The organism is Deinococcus taeanensis, assembly GCF_020229735.1.
Taxonomy (GTDB): Bacteria; Deinococcota; Deinococci; order Deinococcales; family Deinococcaceae; genus Deinococcus; species Deinococcus taeanensis.
Genome location: NZ_CP083459.1, coordinates 131395 through 149262 on the forward strand (window position 1 = coordinate 131395; position 17868 = coordinate 149262).

Annotated in this window: 14 protein-coding genes and 3 pseudogenes; 7 read left to right on the plus strand and 10 right to left on the minus strand. The window is 64.6% G+C overall.

Annotated features, from left to right (window positions below; genetic code table 11):
* Positions 1–127 precede the first annotated feature (127 nt).
* From LAJ19_RS20075 to LAJ19_RS21790, 4 genes and pseudogenes are all read right to left on the minus strand, one after another.
* Positions 128–256 (minus strand): annotated as a pseudogene (locus tag LAJ19_RS20075) (DDE-type integrase/transposase/recombinase); the annotation flags it as partial.
* 150 nt (positions 257–406) lie between these two features.
* Complete coding sequence (locus tag LAJ19_RS20080) at positions 407–1756, minus strand: FtsX-like permease family protein (RefSeq protein ID WP_225524780.1); 1350 nt, start codon at positions 1754–1756, stop codon at positions 407–409.
* A 73-nt stretch (positions 1757–1829) separates the two neighbouring features.
* On the minus strand, positions 1830–2606 hold the full coding sequence (locus tag LAJ19_RS20085) for an ABC transporter ATP-binding protein (RefSeq protein ID WP_225524781.1): 777 nt from the start codon (positions 2604–2606) through the stop codon (positions 1830–1832).
* Positions 2607–2655: 49 nt separating this feature from the next.
* The gene (locus LAJ19_RS21790; protein WP_255639958.1) at positions 2656–2781 is read right to left on the minus strand and encodes a hypothetical protein; all 126 of its coding nucleotides are present in this window, start codon (positions 2779–2781) and stop codon (positions 2656–2658) included.
* Positions 2782–2791: 10 nt separating this feature from the next.
* Here LAJ19_RS21790 and LAJ19_RS20090 point away from each other — a divergent pair.
* A pseudogene (locus tag LAJ19_RS20090) lies at positions 2792–2950 on the plus strand (IS982 family transposase); the annotation flags it as partial.
* 155 nt (positions 2951–3105) lie between these two features.
* Positions 3106–3910, plus strand: a pseudogene (locus tag LAJ19_RS20100) (transposase); the annotation flags it as partial.
* A 318-nt stretch (positions 3911–4228) separates the two neighbouring features.
* Here the strand turns inward: LAJ19_RS20100 and LAJ19_RS20105 are convergent.
* On the minus strand, positions 4229–5203 hold the full coding sequence (locus tag LAJ19_RS20105) for an alpha/beta fold hydrolase (protein WP_225524782.1): 975 nt from the start codon (positions 5201–5203) through the stop codon (positions 4229–4231).
* Between the two features lie 78 nt (positions 5204–5281).
* Here LAJ19_RS20105 and LAJ19_RS20110 point away from each other — a divergent pair, with 78 nt between their 5' ends.
* Entirely contained in the window at positions 5282–5926 is a 645-nt protein-coding gene (locus LAJ19_RS20110; protein WP_225524783.1) for a TetR/AcrR family transcriptional regulator, read from the plus strand.
* A 219-nt stretch (positions 5927–6145) separates the two neighbouring features.
* Positions 6146–6748, plus strand: a complete 603-nt coding sequence (locus LAJ19_RS20115; protein WP_225524784.1) for an AAA family ATPase — start codon at positions 6146–6148, stop codon at positions 6746–6748.
* A 6-nt stretch (positions 6749–6754) separates the two neighbouring features.
* Here LAJ19_RS20115 and LAJ19_RS20120 read toward each other — a convergent pair whose 3' ends face one another.
* The gene (locus LAJ19_RS20120) at positions 6755–7522 is read right to left on the minus strand and encodes an IS5 family transposase (protein WP_225524785.1); all 768 of its coding nucleotides are present in this window, start codon (positions 7520–7522) and stop codon (positions 6755–6757) included.
* Between the two features lie 349 nt (positions 7523–7871).
* Here LAJ19_RS20120 and LAJ19_RS20125 point away from each other — a divergent pair, with 349 nt between their 5' ends.
* The 3 genes from LAJ19_RS20125 (at position 7872) to LAJ19_RS20135 (ending at position 10132) form a co-directional block, all read left to right on the plus strand.
* The gene (locus LAJ19_RS20125) at positions 7872–8018 is read left to right on the plus strand and encodes a hypothetical protein (protein WP_225524786.1); all 147 of its coding nucleotides are present in this window, start codon (positions 7872–7874) and stop codon (positions 8016–8018) included.
* 827 nt (positions 8019–8845) lie between these two features.
* Entirely contained in the window at positions 8846–9484 is a 639-nt protein-coding gene (locus LAJ19_RS20130; protein WP_225524787.1) for a hypothetical protein, read from the plus strand.
* 165 nt (positions 9485–9649) lie between these two features.
* Positions 9650–10132, plus strand: coding sequence for a glycosyl-4,4'-diaponeurosporenoate acyltransferase CrtO family protein (locus LAJ19_RS20135; protein ID WP_225524788.1), 483 nt, complete (start codon positions 9650–9652; stop codon positions 10130–10132).
* A 630-nt stretch (positions 10133–10762) separates the two neighbouring features.
* On the opposite strand, the gene LAJ19_RS20140 is transcribed toward LAJ19_RS20135, so the two are convergent.
* From LAJ19_RS20140 to LAJ19_RS20155, 4 genes are all read right to left on the minus strand, one after another.
* On the minus strand, positions 10763–11230 hold the full coding sequence (locus LAJ19_RS20140; RefSeq protein WP_225524789.1) for a GreA/GreB family elongation factor: 468 nt from the start codon (positions 11228–11230) through the stop codon (positions 10763–10765).
* 409 nt (positions 11231–11639) lie between these two features.
* Positions 11640–12590 carry a tyrosine-type recombinase/integrase gene (locus LAJ19_RS20145; protein ID WP_225524790.1) on the minus strand — a complete coding sequence of 317 codons (951 nt, stop codon included), beginning with the start codon at positions 12588–12590 and terminating at the stop codon, positions 11640–11642.
* A gap of 552 nt (positions 12591–13142) precedes the next feature.
* Complete coding sequence (locus LAJ19_RS20150) at positions 13143–15026, minus strand: hypothetical protein (RefSeq protein ID WP_225524791.1); 1884 nt, start codon at positions 15024–15026, stop codon at positions 13143–13145.
* 994 nt (positions 15027–16020) lie between these two features.
* On the minus strand, positions 16021–17568 hold the full coding sequence (locus LAJ19_RS20155) for a hypothetical protein (protein ID WP_225524792.1): 1548 nt from the start codon (positions 17566–17568) through the stop codon (positions 16021–16023).
* Positions 17569–17868: the final 300 nt, after the last annotated feature.

The following is a 17868-nucleotide window of genomic DNA, read 5'->3' on the forward strand; positions in this document are numbered from 1 at the left end:
GGGAACCCCAACCTTGGCTCCCTCGATTCAAGTGATGCAGCAGTCCTCCTGGTGGTTTACGACGCCCTCCGGCCATCGCGAACGCCGCTGGTCACAGCGGCGTCTGAAGTCGCTCATTCAGAGCTCAGCCGACGATTTTCCGCGAGTACAGGTCCATCACCGTCGCCAGGTACAGCCAGCCTTCACGCGTAGGGACATACGTGATGTCCGTGACCCACTTCTGGTTCGGGCCGTCCGCAGTGAACTCCCTGGCGAGAATGTTTTCCGCGACTGAGCGGAAGGATTTCACCCTGGTGGTCGTGAGGAACTGCCGGTTCTCACGCGCGACAAGCTTTGCTTGTCGTATGAGTCGCCTGATCCGCTTCTTCTGGGGCCTCGCCGTTGAGCCCTTCGGGCTCACTCTTTATCAAGTAGGCTGGCGCAACATGTCCATGGCCGACTCCCTATTTGCAGGGATCACCGAAGCTGCGACTGCTCCAATAGCAAGGGTCAAAGACCCCAAGGAAAGTCCTACCAGTTCTATCCAAGGAAGATCAGCAAACCCTTTCCAAATCGGCTGTTGCGCCGTCACAGCAGTCAATCCCACCGTGAATCCCGTGGCCACAAGACCAAAAAGGATCCCCGTCGCTGCATAGATGGCGCCTTCCCAGACTGGTACGGCAGCCAGGGTTCGGTCATCCCCTCCGAGCACCCGCAGGAGCGCCAGATCGCGGAGGCGCTGACCACCCACCAAGACAATGTTGGCCACGCCACCCACAGCGCAGATCACAAAGATCGGCGCAAAGATCACCTGAAAGCCGCTCACCGCCACCTCTGGTCCAGCTGCGGACATGCCGTAGATGGTGCCCGTCAGCGCAATCGCGACGGCGAAAGGCAGGATCGTTGCCATACTCTGTCCGGACCGGTACCGACACGCTTCCCGCGCAGCAAACCAAGCCAGATTCCGGCTTGGGATCAGGGCCGTCCAGGCAAACAACAACGGACGAACTGTCCACGGGCCAAGTAACAAGGCCGCCGTCACCAACAGAAGACTGAACGTTCCGCCCAGGAGCTCAGGAGGGATCCGGTCGGCCGCGGGCAGGTTCGGATCAAGGAGCGGGAGAAACCAGATTACCCCACCACTCCAGATCAGCAGCCCCGCAAAGCATTTGGAGATCAGGCCGACACGCACTTGTGGCGCTTCGCTCTCTCTCAATGCCTGCATCTCGGGGAGCCGTCCCCCACGCCTGGCAGCACCGAACCCGCCTATGACGGTGAACGCTGCTGTGAGGGCCGCAACGACAGGCAGGGTCACCCTTTCGAAGGTGATGGGGAACTCGGTGGTAAAGTCCCCCAGACTGCCCCAGGTGTGCAGGTACAGGCGAGTGCCCAGGGGGCTGAGCACAGCGCCGAGGATGCCTCCCATCACACCCACCGCCATGAGCTGGAGCAGGATGACCCTGGTGATGTGCTGGGCAGGAACGCCGAGGATCTTCCAGAGGGCGTACTCGCGGGACTGCGCAGTGATGGTGAGATTGGCGGTGGAGGCGACCACCACCGCTGCGGCAATGCTCACGTAGGAGGCCACTTGCCCCCTGACCAGCGCAGCAAGCTCCATCAGTTCGCTGGGTTTAGGCTGCGTGGCTGCCCAGGACATCAGCGAGCTCGCTGTGGTGAGAAGAGCCCCCAGACAGGCGCCACCCACTGTGGCCACGACCAGAGTCCACAGCCATTGGAGCGCGTGTTGCTTGAAATCTTGTGCGAACAGCTTCAGCATCCATTCCCCTTCTGAGCTGTTGAAGTGCATTCAAGCGTTGGAGCTGCAAGGTTCACAGCACTGCGAAAACACTTCATGCCTGTGCCGGCAGGGCAAGAGCAGCCTGGTCACGATCGTGACGACTGTTGTGGAGCAGCGCAGCAATGTCGCGGGTCCGACCACCGGATACCGTGGTCAGAATGCTTCCTGCCTGCATGACCACGACGGTATCTGCCGCGGCCGCCGCATCGACATCATGGGTCACCATGACCACCGTGGTGCCTTGACCTGTCAGGGAACGCAACCATTCAATGACGACCGCACTCGACTCAATGTCTAATGCTCCCGTCGGCTCGTCGGCAAAGACCAGAGGAGGACGGCAGGCCATAACACGGGCGATTGCGACCCGTTGGCGCTCTCCTCCAGACAGCTGGTGTGGGCGTAAATCTGCCCGGTGATCAATTTCGACGGCCTTCAGGGCATTCATTACCTCCTGGTGAGGTAGGTTCCGACCAGCGAGGCGACCTGGCAACGCGACATTGTCAAAAGCCGTCAAGGACGAGATCAGGTTGTAATCCTGAAAGACGAAGCCGAGGTGGTGTGCGCGGAAGGCTGCCAATTGAGCGGGCTTGAGCGAAGTAATGCGTGAGCCCAGCAGATCAATTTCACCGGAGGTGGGCATATCGAGCCCTGCGGCACAATGAAGCAAGGTGGATTTTCCGCAGCCTGAGGGCCCGACCACGGCGGTAAAGGAGGCTGTGGGAATCACCAGAGAAACCTGATCCAGGGCGTGCGTGGCACCGTCCATGCGACCGGGAACGACATACGATTTAGAGAGCTGATGGAGTCGAACGGCATCGTGAGAGGACATGTGCTCTGCAGTATGGAGGGCTGGCCGGTGCAGGAGCGAAGAACTTCACTCAGGAGTTGGGCAGGACACGCGGGCGCAGGGCCGGCACAAAGCCTTCGATCTGCCCGGGGGTGAGTTCCTGCGGCGCGCGGGCCTGGAGGTCCGCCCAGATGCCGAACCGATCAAGTATGATCATGCTTTCCCTGTATTTCAGCCGGTGGTGGCGATTCCTGAAGCTGAACCACTTCCCGCACTTTCTATCAGAACCTCAGGCACGCATCCGACTCGCTCGACTGACCTCCGTGGTTGAACAGCTCGCAACCAACGTCCAGCTATTGGACTCCGTCGTTGTGAACTCCGAACCCTGACGTGACCCCCGATTCTCGGTCCACTCCGATTACGACAAGATGGTGGTCTGCCGCTCAGCACCTGACACTTCGCGGGAAATGGCGTCCTGAACGCGGCGCAGCATGACAAGGGGCAGTATCTGAGTCTGTGACGAGCTCCGAGTGCTGCCCGCCTGCATGCTGACACGCTGGCCGCTCACCTGAAAACCCACCTTCCTCATCGCCGCCTCGATGCCCTGAAGCGGCTTGCAGACGTGCTCCTGGTGGTGCTCCAGGCGGAATCCACCCTGCACCGCAAGATCGCGCTCCATCTGCCCCGGGACGCCAGTCTTGAATCCAAGACTCGCACGGTCGCCCGAGTCTTCCACGATGCTCAGCTCACCCTGATCATGGACCGCACCACCTGGCACGACGGCCAGACTCCGCCGAACATCCTGGTGCTGGGCGCGCTCCTCAGGGACGCAGTCATTCCCCTCGTCTGGTCGATCCTGCCCCACCAAGGGAACAGTTGCACCGCCGCCCGGATCCTCCTGGTCGCCCGGCTGCAAGGGGTGTTGCCTGCCCGTCGGTGGGCCGTCGTGATCGCGGACCGGGAGTTCGTGGGGCGCGAGTGGTGCGCGTTCCTGCGCTGGAAACGCATCCGACACTGTATCCGCATCCGGGAGAACACCCGCACCCGAGACGAACTGGTTCGGGACCTGTTCACGACGCTGCAACCGGGACAGGTGCGGACCCTGTCCGAGCGGACGTGGGGGTATAGGGGATGGATGCACGTGGTCGTCACCCTGTTCCCCGTGGGGGACAGGGTGATCGTCGCGTCGGACTTACCCATGCTGGACGTGTTGAACACCTATTGTCCCCGCTGGGGCATCGAATCGGCGTTCTCGTCGTTGAAATCCCGCGGGTTGAACCTGAAGGCCACGCACATGACGGCCCCTGATCGGATTTCCCGCCTGTTCGGACTGCTGTGTATGCGGCCCGGGTGGGCTCGAAAACCGTACAAGAGAGCCCATCGCGTCGGGACAACTGGGGACGGCCCGTGGTCAGCCAGGTGCGCATCGGGTGGCAGGTGCTGGGTCAGGCCGTGTGGTGGGGCAGTGATGTGTTCTGGACCTGCCTTGAGCTGCTCAGCACCTCGTTCCCGCTAGCTGGAACGTCAATTTACGCGAAATGTCCGGTGCTGAGGAGCCAGGCACAGCGGTTGGCCAGCACGTTAGAGAAGTCGCCCAGGGAGTCAAAAGACGTCCAAGGGGACTTGAATCATTTCGCGTTCTGGTGAGCGAGCAGATTCTGTGCCTAGGTCCTGCCCTCACCGGTGGCGCGGCGCGCAGCGTCTTCGATGGCCGGTCTGGACCGCGGAGTCAGAAGGGCCAGGCCATTCAAGGCCATGGCAGCAGCGTCGGTCTGCTTAGATTGTGTTCCCTGACGCTGGAGGAACATATGAATCCGAGCGCACAGTGCATCCGGAGCATCTACCTGAATGTATGTCCCGGTCTTCTCCAACTCATGGAACTCCGCGTTGGGCAGGTCCCGGGCCAGCCGCTTTCCCAGCTCAACCGGGAAAATGCGGTCTTCCCTCCCCCAAATCACTTGCACCGGAACCGTCACTCGGGCAAAGCCTGCGGCTGCCTGTAAGGTGTGGCGGCGGTGAAACCCTCGGATCAGGGCACGCGTGTCGCAACGCACCTCGGCGTGGTGCAACAGAGCGTGGCTCCACCGCTGGGCTTGCGCTGGGGTCATGCCCTTGCGGCTGAGTCGCCCAAATGCCCAGGGCTGACGGGCAAGGGCAGGTTGGCGCATGATCCAGGCCAGCAGACGTAATGCGCCTGGCAGGTAGGGAAGCGCCTTGAGAGACGCAAGTACCGGGGGGAGAAAGTACTCGTAAGCGTCTCCGCTCGTGAGCACAGCGGTGGCCACGGCTTCTGGACGGCGCGTCAGTACCAGTTGCATCACGGCGGTGCCTGTGTCGTTGCTGATCACCGTGGCGGGGGTGAGCTTCAACGCGGCAATGAGGTCCGCGACCAGGTCCGCGAGTCCAGGAGGCGTCAGATCGGCGCCCGGCGGTTGAGGAATGCAGTGGGACCCGAGCGGCAATGTGGGCAGAATGCAGCGGTAGCCGAGTGGAATGAGCAGTTGGACCAGTGCGTTCCAGATAGTGCTGTCGCTGAAGGCGCCGTGGAGGAACAGCAGAGGTTGGCCCTGCCCGACATCACGCACTTCCACCGTTCCTTGCTGTAGAGATACCGAGTAGATCTGTTCGCTACGTTGCATCCGGCCCCCCTTATTGAGCTTTGACTCAGTATGATCTGTTGAGTCTCGGCTCAGCAAGGGATGAATTACCCTAGTGGAATGACGCCGTCACGCTCTCCTGGTTCGCGACAGCGCCTGAAACCTGAGCAGCGCCGCGAGCAACTCCTGGCGACGGCGACGATCCTCACGGCTTCGGGCGGCTTAGACCGCATCACGATGGCTGAAATTGCAGCGGCTGCTGGCGTCTCGGAGGGCCTGCTCTTCTACTACTTCCCGACCAAGCGCGACCTGACGGTGGCCCTCGTTCAACGCTCAGCCCTGCGCCTGATGACTGCTCTGCAAACGGTGCCAGGGGGAACACCCCGGCAACAGCTTCTGGGAGCACTCGACGCTTACTTAACGCACGTTGAGCAGGACTCTGTCAGTTGGCAGGTGTTGCTCAACTCTTCGCAGGACTCAGCAGTTCAGGAGATTCACCGCGAAGTTGAGCAGGCCTCCTTTGGGTTGCTCTGCCAGGCGCTGGGTGCTGAAACCCTCCCACCAGCGTTAACGCTGGTTCTGGATGGCTGGCTGCAGTTTGAGCAAGCGGTCAGTTCCAAATGGTTGGAAGACTCCTTGTTGCCCAGAGAACACGTCATTACCCTACTGGCTGGTGCTTTTCTAGGAGCAGCGCAAGCGGTCGCTGCAATAGATCCGACCTGTGCTGCCCTGCTGCGTCCTCTGCTGGAGGACTCCGCTTCCTGAGTTCCTCCGGCCCGCTTCAACCAACTCTCCCTCTGCGGCGCCGCCCTGGTCGTCCACGACATCGGCAGACCTACAGGTTATCCGGAAATTAACCGAAGCAAGCTGGTAATTCAGGCACGTTTGGCGGTTGTTGCCTGAAGCGTGGAAGCAGAAGGGCAAGTGCTTGGAAGCACCACAAAACACGCATAGATACGGCCATCAACGTCATAGACTTCAACCATGATGGCGCCGCTTCGACTGCACATTCTGGGCGCTTCTGGTTCTGGGACCAGCACACTCGGACAACTGCTGGCCGCCAGATTCCCACTCACGCCCTACGACACCGACGATTTCTTCTGGGAACCCACCGATCCACCTTATGAGATCAAACGGGCGCCCGCTGAGCGCCTCGCCATGTTGCAACAAGCGCTCAGCCAGCATGAACGCTGGGTGCTGAGCGGGTCACTCTGCGGTTGGGGAGACCCGCTCATTCCACTGTTTGATGCGGTCATCTTCATCACGTTGCCTGTTCACGTCCGACTTGAGCGGACCCAGCAGCGCGAACGTGCGCGCTTCGGTGACCACCTCGACGAAGGAGGCGCGCTGCACCAGAAACACCAAGATTTTATGGCGTGGTCCGCAAGTTACGATGACCCCGTTCCGGTGGTCGGTAGGAATCGCCTCAAGCACGAAGGATGGCTCGCACAACTCCCCTGCCCTGTGTACCAAGTGGACAACAGTGGCACGCTGCAAGACCTACTGGACACGGTCTGTGCTCGTTTGCGGCTGAATGAAGGGATAGACGACGATGACCAGAACCACCCGGGAGCATTACGAGGGTAGAGGCCCTCAGGAAACCAAGCGAAGCGGGATGACGATGCAGGCGAGTTGAACCATAGCCAAGAAATTCTCGGCCTTAACTTCGTCGCGCGTTCTCACTCGTCGGAAACTTTGGAGCCATGAGATCGTCCGTTCCACCTTCCAGCGCCGCTTATAACGGCGCAGTGGTCGGCCATCCTGAGTCTTCTTTCGATTCCTGCGATTGGGCGCGATCATTTCTATCCCCAAGGTTGCCAGTTCCTCATCAAGGCCGTCACTGTCATAGGCTTTGTCGCCGATGAGGCGTTGGGGAAAGTCCAGGCCAAATGACGCGTCCAGCGTGTCATGGACCAGGCGAACCTCAGCGGGACTGGCGCTCGCAGTCTGCACTGCGAGTGGGACCCCGTTCGCGTCAACGACGATCATGATTTTGGTGCCTTTCCCTTTTTTGGTTGGGCCAACATCAGCCCCCCTTTTTTTTGCGGCACTAAAGGTCCCGTCGATAAACGCTTCCCGCAAGTCGAGCAGGTGCTGGTCCTCGCTCATCTCGTACAAAGCGGCAAGAATGCGGGGAAACGTGCCCAGCTCGTTCCATTCCTTGAAGCGATCAAGGCACGTGGTCTTGGGTGGATACTTGTCTCTGGGCAAGGCTGCCCACTGTGCACCAGTCCGAAGGATCCAGAGGATGCCGTCGAACACTGCTCGATCTGGATGTCGCGGGCGTCCTCGGTTGGTGCGCTTCACGGGCTTTGGAATGAGGGGCACCAGGACGGCCCATTGCTCGTCAGTCAGCCGCATGCCTCGCAGTGTTCCTCACCATCATGGGACACACAGTTACCCAATTTCCGGATCGCCTCTACCCTCGTCCAGGGCAGGCCCGAGCCGCACGCCTTCACCACGCTGGAGGTTGGACGTGCTGCTCAAGACCCATGCCCCCAACTGGGCCCTGCACGGTCGCCAGCCCACGACGGGTGAACAGCTCAGCCGCCAGTGGCGAACCAAAGTACCTGGAGAACGGCAGGCCATCACGAGCCGTGGTGCAGCCCCGCGACCGGGCGCCTGATGATTGACACGCACGACAACGAAGGAGGAGCACAGTAGGACGGATGAACCCAGCGTGATACGCCTGCAGTGGAATGGAGTGGAGATGCGGTTCGAGCACGACATGCGCATCGGGATGGTGGTGTGGGTGGACCGGGACGATGTAGAAGACCCAGACCGCTGGGTGCACTACCTGGACGTCTACGACAAACTCGTGATGACCTGGCAGGAGTTCCCCAGTGGGTACCGCTAAACGATCAATCCAGTTCAGATCACCGACAGCGGCCCGACCGGAATCATCACCAAAGACTACGTCGTGGCGTTCCTGCTGGCCGACTGCCCGATGTGCGTGCTGAACAATCTCATCTGACGGTGCAGCAGCCTCCGTGCACCCGCGCAGAGCCGGGGTCGAGGCACCATGGGCCGAACGGCAGGCGACCCTGGTGGAAGCCGCCAGACTGCCCTGGCCGCTCGCGCCGGTTGTGCAGGCAGGCGAGGTTCGTGGAGGGCCGGGCCGGGCGGAGCGTGCCCGGCGGGGAGCCTGGACCGCCGCGCTCCTGCTGCGGGCCAGGGGTCTGGCGTCTCAGGGCATTACCGTGACGGTGCAGGAAACCTCCGGGCCGAAGGCCGTCCGGTTTCACGCACGAGAACTGCTCAGTCGCTCTCCGATGCACTGGGGGTGATGACCCGGCGCTGCGCCGGTCAGGTCCCGCATTGACGACGCCAGAACCTCGGTCCGCCCGGGCCGACGGTACAGCGGGCCGCCACCGGGATGGGTGTGCTCCTCAGCGGGCCGGATCATTGGCGGGAGCGCAGGCTCTGCAGGGCTTCAGGCAGGGCGGGCGCCGGTCTCAGGTGCCTGAACGCCGCTGCCGGCCGGCGTCCGTAAAGGTGGCTCAGGCGTTCGGCCCGCACCGGCACAGCCTGGACACGTCTGCTCCGGCCTGATCGAGCGCTCCACGCGGCCAGACGTCCCCGCAGCCATACACCCTCTGACCTGCGCTCCGCACAGTTGGGCGCCCGCGCCTTGTGCCCTGAGGCACGGCAGCCCTGAGCGCTCACGCTCTACCATCGCGGGGCATGGCGATCCGGGCACTCGTGAACGAAACACATATGGACGATCGCGGCCGGCCCTGCCGGTTCACGGGCGGTGAATTTCCCGGGGAGAACCGCGCGTCGCTGACGATGTACTTCTCGGACGGCGCGTGGTGCAGCCTGGAAATCGAAGCCAGCCGGCTGGACGCCGCCACGCTCAGCGTGCTGGCCCGGGGCTGGGCGCGCGACCCGGTCTACCGTGCGGCGTTCATGGCCGCCGGCAGTCACAGCTATGTGGGCCGGGCTCTGCCGCTCCCGCAGGAGCCCGAAGATGACGTTCAGGATGCCGACCAGGAGGCCGGCGACAGCCCTGATGCGCGCCGGGCTGCTCTGGCGGCGATCCTCGTCCTGGGCGACGCGGCAACGTTCGAGGATTACGCGGCGCTGCGCAGCGGCAGGGATGAATTCTCACGGCGCAAGCTGACGTTGCTGCGCGCAGATCTGGGTGATCTGGGGGACGAGGTGGCCGCGCACGGGCACGCGCTGGGAGACAAGGCCCTGGCCAGTGCGCTGCGCTGGTGCGCCAGGGGGCTGCCGCCCGTGATGGCCGTGCGGCGCGCAGCCGTGGAGGTCGAAGTGGAGCGTGCCCGCATTGAACTGCGCCAGGCCCGCTGGCGGCGCTGAAGCTGAACGGCGGTCTTTCCGGCGCCGCCATCGGGCATCAGCCTGACAGCATTTCGCCCGACTAATTCTCCGCAGGCCGGGCGAGGTGCCCGTGAGAACGGGGCAGGCCGCGCGGAACGCCCACCCTGGGTTTGTGAAACTGTGGAAACCGGGTACAGTCCAGGAATGAAGCGGGACGGCCTGAGGCTGAGCGGTGTGCTGCCGACGCTGCTCCTGGCCTGGTTTATTCACCTGCTCCTCATGGCGAGCGCCGCAGCGCTGCTGCCCCGGCCAACACCTGGCGTAGCAGGCCTTCTTCCCTTTAAGGTCCTGCGAGAAGAACTCCACTGGTACCGGCGCCTGGGCATCCGGCACTTCAACCGCCTCCTTGAGTTCACCCGGTGGAACCGGGTCGTCAGAAGCATGCGGCGCTTCGGTGGGACCCGCGGTGAGCTCTGGATCCTGGCCGAGGAGACGTGGCGTTCCGAACTGGTTCACGGCTGGTCCGCCCTGACCGCGCTGTGGACGGCCCTGCTGCTGGGCCGGCTGTTTCCCAGCCTCGCGGGCTGGCTGCTCCTGCTGAGTGTTCCCCTGCACCTCTATCCCATCATGCTGCAGCGCACGCTGCGCGGGCGGATTCAGCAGCTGACTGGCACTTGCACCCACTGACCATTACGGCGCAGCCAGCCTCGCTGCGCTTCTGCGGCCCCAGCCTCGGCGCCCTGACTTCAGCAGGGTCGCGACCGGCAACCCCAGCGGCCACACAGTGCCGTTTCGCCGGCTGACGACCTGAAGCGTGTGACCCGACCGGCCGTTCAGTGTCTCCACCGCTGCCGGAGGGTCCTGTCCTTCAGGAGCCGATCTTCCGACGGCACGCCGCTCGTCGTGCACCTGCGCCCGCGTGCCCGGTCGCTGCCGGCCGAGACCAGGGCTCCTGTGCGGAGGCACACGCCGGGCGTCGGCTGGTCTGACGCGCACTTCACGTGTGGGATATCCGCGGGTGCAGGGCCGGGTCATCGGTGGCCTGAGTGCGGGGCTGTGGGCCTGCCCTGACCGGTACGGGCCCGCGCTACTGGCGCGCCTTCAGCGCCCAGTGTGCGCGCGTTGATTCACGTCTCCTGGCGACCTGCCAGCCGGTCCTGCGCCCGCTGGGGGCGGAGCACGGCGGACGGCCGGAACGCGGCGCGCCGTCTTCGGTAGGCGCCGCACGCAAGGAGCGAATCAGTCACGATAGCCGCCCCTGGGAACGCATGACGCCGGGCGATGGTCCTCCGGTGCAGTCCCGGGGGACCGTTTGCCTCAGAGCGGCTGTGCCTCAATCTGCGTGACCTCGTAGTGCACCTCGCGCTGCCTGAGGGTCACCGTGAAGTGGTCACCGGCCCGGCAGCCTTCGAGCTTGGAGCCGACTGGGCTGTCCGAACTGATCTGCACGATGTCGCCCAGGGGGCCAGCCGCTTCCGCGGTACTGACGAGCTGAATCCGCTGCGTGCGACCAGAGCCGAGTTCGGTCAGGAGAACCACGTCGCCCAGGGAGACCACGTCGTGGGTGCCGCCCACCGGCTCAATCACCTGCGCTGTGGCAAGGAGATGCTCCAGTTCCTCGACGCGTTCCTCCAGGGCTGCCAGCTGCTGTTGAGCCTCCACGAGCCCCAGGCTCTCCGCCTCGTTGGACTCCATCTGATCACGCACGTAGTCCCGCGCTTCATCGAGGCGAACCTGTTCGCGCTCGAGGGTCTGCTTCAGACGCTCCAGGCCGCCAGCTGTCATTCGCGGAGTTAAAGGCATGAGTGAGGCTGAAGATAGCGCGGGCGCTTCCCCGGCACGAGCACGTATGAGGGTGCGCCCGGACCAGCATGAGCGCTGCTGCGCTTCGCCGGTCCGGTGTGCCGGTTGATCTGTAGCGCCTGTCGGCCCGGAGAAGCTGCACCGGGTGGCGGGGAGGTCTGCCGGGTAGTTTTACGGTCAGGCACCGCCTGCCCGCGGCTCCTGACCCGGCAGCGCAGCCCTGACCGTCTGCCTGCGCCTTTCGGGGCACAGCCCTCACGTGCCGGCGCAGCCGTGAGGTGACCACGTGGCGGCCGGGCATGAAGAAAGGCGACCCCGTGGGGCCGCCTTTGATGTGAAACAGGATACTGCGGTATGCAGGTTCTGCCCAGGATATGCAGCACAATTCCGCTTAAAAGTCCTCAACTTCGTTCTGCACGTCGTTTTCTGCCACGGCCACATACCGCCGGGTGGTGTCCACGCTGCTGTGCCCCAGGAACAGGCCCACCCGAGTGAAGTCCTTGGTCGCGCGGTACAGCCGCGTGCCGGAGTGCTTCCGGGCGGCGTGGAACCCCCGCCAGACGTGACCGTGGCCTGCGGTTCTGAACGCCAGGCTCATCCGGTATTTCGCCTGATGGTATGACCAGTCAAACAGCGATCCATCGGCGCGGGCAGGGGAGAGGCCGCTGAGTGCTGCCCGCACCCGCCGTCCCAGGGGAACGCGGCGGACCTTGCCGCCTTTCCCCTGGACGGTGAGCTGCGTGCCGTGAATGTCGGCGGTCCGGACACTCAGCGCTTCACTGACCCGCAGGCCCGCGTGCGCGCAGAGCAGCAGCAGGGCCGCCAGCCGGGGCTCACAGTGCGCGAGGACGTCGTCGACCTCACTGAGGTACGGTGGGTTCTTGACGATGCCGGGCGTGGGATCCGGGGGGACGTGGGCGTCCTCGAACGGCTGTGCTTCCGTGGCGCCGGCCCAGCGCAGCGCCCGGTACAGGGCGCGGGCGCCCGCGACGTACTGCGCGACGGTGGACGCTGAGAGGGTGCCGGTCCGGCCCCGGCCGTTGGACGGCCGGGTCTGCAACTGCGCGACGTACCGCCCGCCGTCGCGCCGCCCCGGATGCAGCAGCGTCACGCCGTGACGCTGTGCCCAGGGCACGTAATCCCGCACTGCGAGGCTGTACGCCGCGAGGGTCTTCAGGCTGGTCCGGGCGCCTTTGCGGCTGCCGCTGGTCATGTACGCCTGCGTGACCTGCACGAGCGTTTCGACGTCGTAGGTGCTGGCCGCTTCGACCGCGCGGACGCGGAGCGCCTGATCCGTGAGGTTCGTCAGGGCCAGGGTGTCGTTCGAACGGACGAGCGTCACGCGCGCCTGGCCTCAGGGGAGCAGAACTCTTCGCCCGGCTCAGGCACGTCAGGTTCAGGCCGGGTGCGGCGGTGGCCGGCGCACCGGTCGGTCCTGGCCTGCACTGCGCTAGGAGTGGTGGGCTCCAGCACGGCAGCGGCGAACGGAGGCAGCGGGTCCCGGGCGGTTGGCATTGCTGCGCCCACTGTACTGCACAGCCGCGCTGTCTGACACTAATTTGATGATTAGCGTGAGACAGCTGGGGCAGCGCCGCCAGATCAGAACCTGAACTCACCAGGACTGGTCCGGACAGCGCTACGCCGGAAGCACCCTGGGGAACGCATGCGGAACGTCGCCGAACATCGACCTCCCGCACGGAACGCCAGGGTGTTGTCGCCGTGTCAGGCGCCGGAACGCGGCCGCACGCTCAACCGGATGGCCTGTTCCACGCTTCAGGTCCCGGGCGGGCTGGTCATTTCAGTTCACCGGGTCTATCACCTCCTCTTGAGTGCCCTGCACCCGGCCAAGGCAGTGTGGCAGTGTGCGCCTGCCTGAGCCCTTCGGACGGAGGAGTCAGCAGAAAGGATTCAGGGCGCAGAGGATGCTTTTCAGAATGTCCCCCGCGAAGCCCAATCCTTCGAGCAGGGCGCTGAGGGCTTCTTCGCCGAGGCTGAAGATGCTCTTGAGTGCCCCGGCGATGGCTTCGCCACTGAACGCCAGGGCCTTCAGGATGCCGCCGACGACGTCCGCCGTCAGGCCGTACACGTCCTTCAGGGCGCCGGCAATGGCGTCCGCGCCGAATCCGGCGGCCTTCAGGAGGCCGGCGGCAAGCTCGCCGGACAGGCCGTACACGCTGTTGAGCGCGCCGGCAATCAGGGTCGCCGTGAAGCCCAGTCCTTTGAGAATGCCGGTGATCACGTCGGCATTCAGGCTGAACACCTGCTGCAGCGCACTGGCAATGGCCTGCGCCCCGAAGCCGAGACCGTCGAGGACCGCTCCGACTGCACTTGCGCTCAGGCTGAACGCGGCTCCAAGTGCCTGCGCGATCAGCGTGGCGCCAAAGCCCAGGCCCTTGAGAATGACGCCGACGCTCTCGGCACCGAGGCTGAACACGGTTTTCAGGGCGCCGGTAATGGCGGTGGCGTCGAACCCCAGGGCGTTCAGGACGCTGGCAACTGCGTCTGCGCCAAGGCTGAACACGTCTGACAGCGCCTGGGTGATGGTGGTGACGCCGAACCCGAGGCCATTGAGAATGAATCCGGCCGCGCCGGCGGTCAGGTTGAACACGTCCTTGAGGGCCTCTGTGATGGCCTGCGCGCCGAAGCCGACCGCTTTGAGGATGCCGCTGACCACTTCGGCGTTCAGGCCCAGCACGTCCTTGAGGGCGCTGCTGATGGCGTTCACGCCGAAACCGACCGTCTGAAGGATCCCGCCGATGGCCTGGGCGCTGAGGTTGAACACCGTGCTCAGCGCCCCCGTAATGGCGTTCGCGCCGAAACTCAGCGTTTTGAGCACCGCGCCGGTGGCCGCGCCGCTCAGGTTGAAGACCGTCTTCATGGCGCCGGCGATCACGTCCGCGCCGTAACTGAGGGTCTTGAGAATCTCAGCGGTCGCCAGTCCGCCCAGTGTGTACACTGCACTCATGGCCCCGGCGATCTCATTGGCGACGAAGCCGACGGTCTTGAGCAGTGCGGCATTGGCGAGGTCGCCCAGCAGGTACGCGGCTTTCAGGCCGGCAGACACGGCGGTAGCGCCGAAACCGGCGGTTTTGAGAATCGTCGCGTTGGCCAGGTCCGTCAGGCTGTACGCGGCCTTGAGGGCCACGGCGGCCTGCGCCCCGGTGTAGTCCACGCGGAAGAGGATGGTGCCGGTGGCCTGATCGTTCAGGGTGAAGACGGTTTTCATCGCCTGGGCAACCGCGTCGGCCGTGAACAGTTCGTTTTTCAGGAGCTGGGCGGTCACGTCAGCGGCCAGACTGAATTCCGTTTTCAGAGTGGCGGCAATCTCGCTGGCCGACCGTCCGAGGATCTTCAGGGCGTGCGCCCGGATCACTGGGCTGCGGTTCACGCTGAACGTCACTGGAATCGTCTGCTTGCTGTTGAAGGTGAGCAGCTGCCCGGTCGGTGTCCGGAGGGTGCCGCCATTCACGACCGTGAGCTCCATGCTGCCGAGGGTCAGGGTGGTGATGGACACGGCGACCCGGATGACCTGCCCGGCGCTGAGGTTGGCGGTCGACGCCGCCCAGTTGATGATGTACTTGCCTCCCTGCGCGTCAAGCCGCAGCTGGCCACTGCCGCTAGTGGCAAAGGTGGCGATGGACGGGCAGGTGGCCCCGCTGACCCGGCAGATGTCGACGGTCAGCAGGCTCAGGAGTGACGCGTCGAACTTGTTCAGGTCGACTGTACCGCTCTGATTGAGCGGGGCCAGGTACGTGAACGCGGACAGGGCGCTGGGCACGGGCACACTCTGGGGACTCAGTGTGGGGGCCGGCGCCTGGGTCGTGGGTGCCGGTGCGGCTGGCTCGGCTGTGGGGGCCGGGGCTGCGGGTGTGGAACCTGCAGGGACCCGTGGGGCCTGGCTGCAGGCGCCCAGCAGGAGGGTCAGCGACAGCAGAACAGCGCGGGAGGACCGGGCAGTGGGCATGGTGCTCTCCTGGGTGGTACAGCGCGAATTGAGGCAGGCCAACAGACGCCGCAGGACCTGGGCTTCAGGCACCTCCTCCTGACCACTGCGCTGGGTCAGGGCAGGACGCTATGCTCCGCCGCGAGTCCGGGGAGCTGTCGGGGGCCACCTCACCAGAGGTGGATGCCTCCATGAACGTGAGCCGGTCTGGATGGCCGGTTGATGAGCCAGACTGAAAGCGCGTTTATCTTCCGCTTTTCCTACCCCGGAATTATATGAGGCGGCTAAGAAAATATTGACCTGATCTTTAAAGATCTGACTGGCTGCATTTCACCCTGCCGCCGGACGCTGAGGCGCGACAGGGAGACGAGGTCGCACTTTCTCCAGGGCTGCTGGAGCGGGCGGCGCTGGTGTGGAAGAGGCTCCTCCCGGCAGGGGAGACGCCCGGTGCCATAGGCCTGCTCTGGCTGGTCCGGCGCCAGTCGGTCAACCCGCACACAGCGCTGAGTGACCTGTGCAGCCACACGCCTCAAGCCGCGCCAGGTGGCCAGGAGGAGCGTGGCAGGTGCCGGTGCGGCTCCTGGACTTCTCGGAAAACCGACGGGTGTGATGATGCGACCCCGCTGTCCGGCCCTGGGTGAGCAACGCTCTTCGGGTCCTCCTTTCCACCGTTCAGTGTCCGGGGGCAGAAGAGCACTCCGCCCGAGCCGCCAGCGCAGGGAATGACGGTGCCTGCTCATGACCACAGACCACCTTTCTGGCGGCCAGGGGAGGGGCCCTCCTTGTGAGAAGCGCAGCCTCCTGTGCTCAGTGGTGACGGGGACTGCTTTCATCCTACACGGGTGAAGTAAGCGTCCACTGCTGTCCTGAACGACTGCGCACTTTGCACCTCGCACTCTTTCTGCGCCCGCTGAATGGTCTCATCCCGCACCCGCGCTGCTTCCAGCCTGTGATTCATGGCCGCCCGCTGCAGCTCATGCAGAACCGTTCGGAAGGCGAGGTTGATTTCATCGCGCACGTCCGCCGCCGTGCACAGTTCCACGTGCCACTGTTCGCCCCTGGAGTAGGACCGCAATTCGCCTCTCGATCCGAGGTGACGGCGGGCAAGATGCAGGTAGAGCCGTGCCTCCTGAACATCGTCGAACGACCGGGTGAACCTGGGTGTCTGGGCCGGGTCCCGGGCAGCGCTGCCTGAGCCATGCCGTCCCCAGGAGCCTTGTGAGCCTGCCGCTGCTGCCTGCCGCCGGGCGTCCGCCGCCGCCTTCTGGCGCGCGGCTTCCGCCTTGGTCCTGGCCGTCTCCTGGCGGAGCTGCTCGGCATGTTGAGCGTATGTGAAGCGGCAGTGCGCCAGCACGTCATCGAACATCGTGTTTGACCCGTGCCTGGGCTGCACGGCCGACCCCTGCCGCACCAGCACCCCTTCCAGCCAGCGCAGCAGTTCCTGGTCACCAAGCTGCACGCCAGCGGCCGAGCGGTCCAGCTGACTCAATTCGGCCAGGAGCCGGCGGTACGCGCTGGTGCCGTCAATGGCCTGCAGGATGCCCCGGCTGAACACCGGGCCGTGCAGCACGCGTTTGCGCTGCTCTGCATCCAGATGCTGGAACAGCATGACCTCCGGGTCACGTGACACCTCAGCGCGCCGCTGCTGCGCACGGGCGCGCTCCTGCTGCTCCCGCTCCTTGCGCGTGCGTTCCGTCCGTTCACGCCTTTGCTCAGCTTCACGTTGTTTCTGCCGGTCTTCTTGCTCCCGCTTCACCGTGGCCGCCGTCTGGTACTGCTCCAGGCAGGCGCTGTACAGGTCGTCGAACAGCGTCTGCAGCCGGTACGCGCAGCTGATGGTCCGCCCCGGGCGGGTCAGCAGGCGATCAAGCAACTCGACCAGCAGGGTGTCACCGAGCTGCCCCCCTGCCGGGGACAGGTCATGAATACGAAGGTCGGCCAGCAGCCGGGGGTACGCCGTGGTCGACTTCACGCCCAGCAACGAGCGCGTGAACAACTCGCTGTCCAGCAGGTGCCGCCGGTCAGTGGGCTTCAACGGGCTCCATAACGCCACTTCGGGATCATGGCTGGGCTGGGCCTGCGGCGCCCGGTGGTGGGCCGCTTGCTGCCGCGCCTGCTCCTCACGGTCACGTTGCCCGGGTGCCCCAGGCGCGCCGGCGGTTCCGGTGGCCGTAAGGCCCATCTTCTGCCGCAGCAGCGGCAGATCCGCCGTTTTCGGGAAGGACGGGTCAAGATCCGACAGGTTGAGGTTGTAATCGGTGAGCAGGTTTAAAAGCACCCCGATGCATTTCTCTTTCTCTCCGGCCGCCGTCGTCGAGACGCCATGCCGGAAGACCTTTGCGGCCTTGTCCGCTGCCTTCGCCCGATCTGACTGCACAGTGCCTATCCTGTCACGGCGCTGCCGTCCTGCATCAAGGAAAGTTCTTCTACCCCCGGTGGGCCGCCCCAAGTCCCGGCGGAGGCGCTGGGGGCTGTGACGCCGCACGGCCGAGGGGCGGCCCACCGCGCTGGTGTCGTTTCAGACGGTGCGGACTGGCTGTAAGCCGTCCGGCTGGGGATGAACTGTGCCAGGGTGAACGCCTCCGCGATCCGGCTCCCGGGCGTGCTGTTCAGGGGCAGGCCGGGGCGGCCATTTCTCGCGGCGCTTCAGGAGAACTTTACTCAGGGATGAAGATCT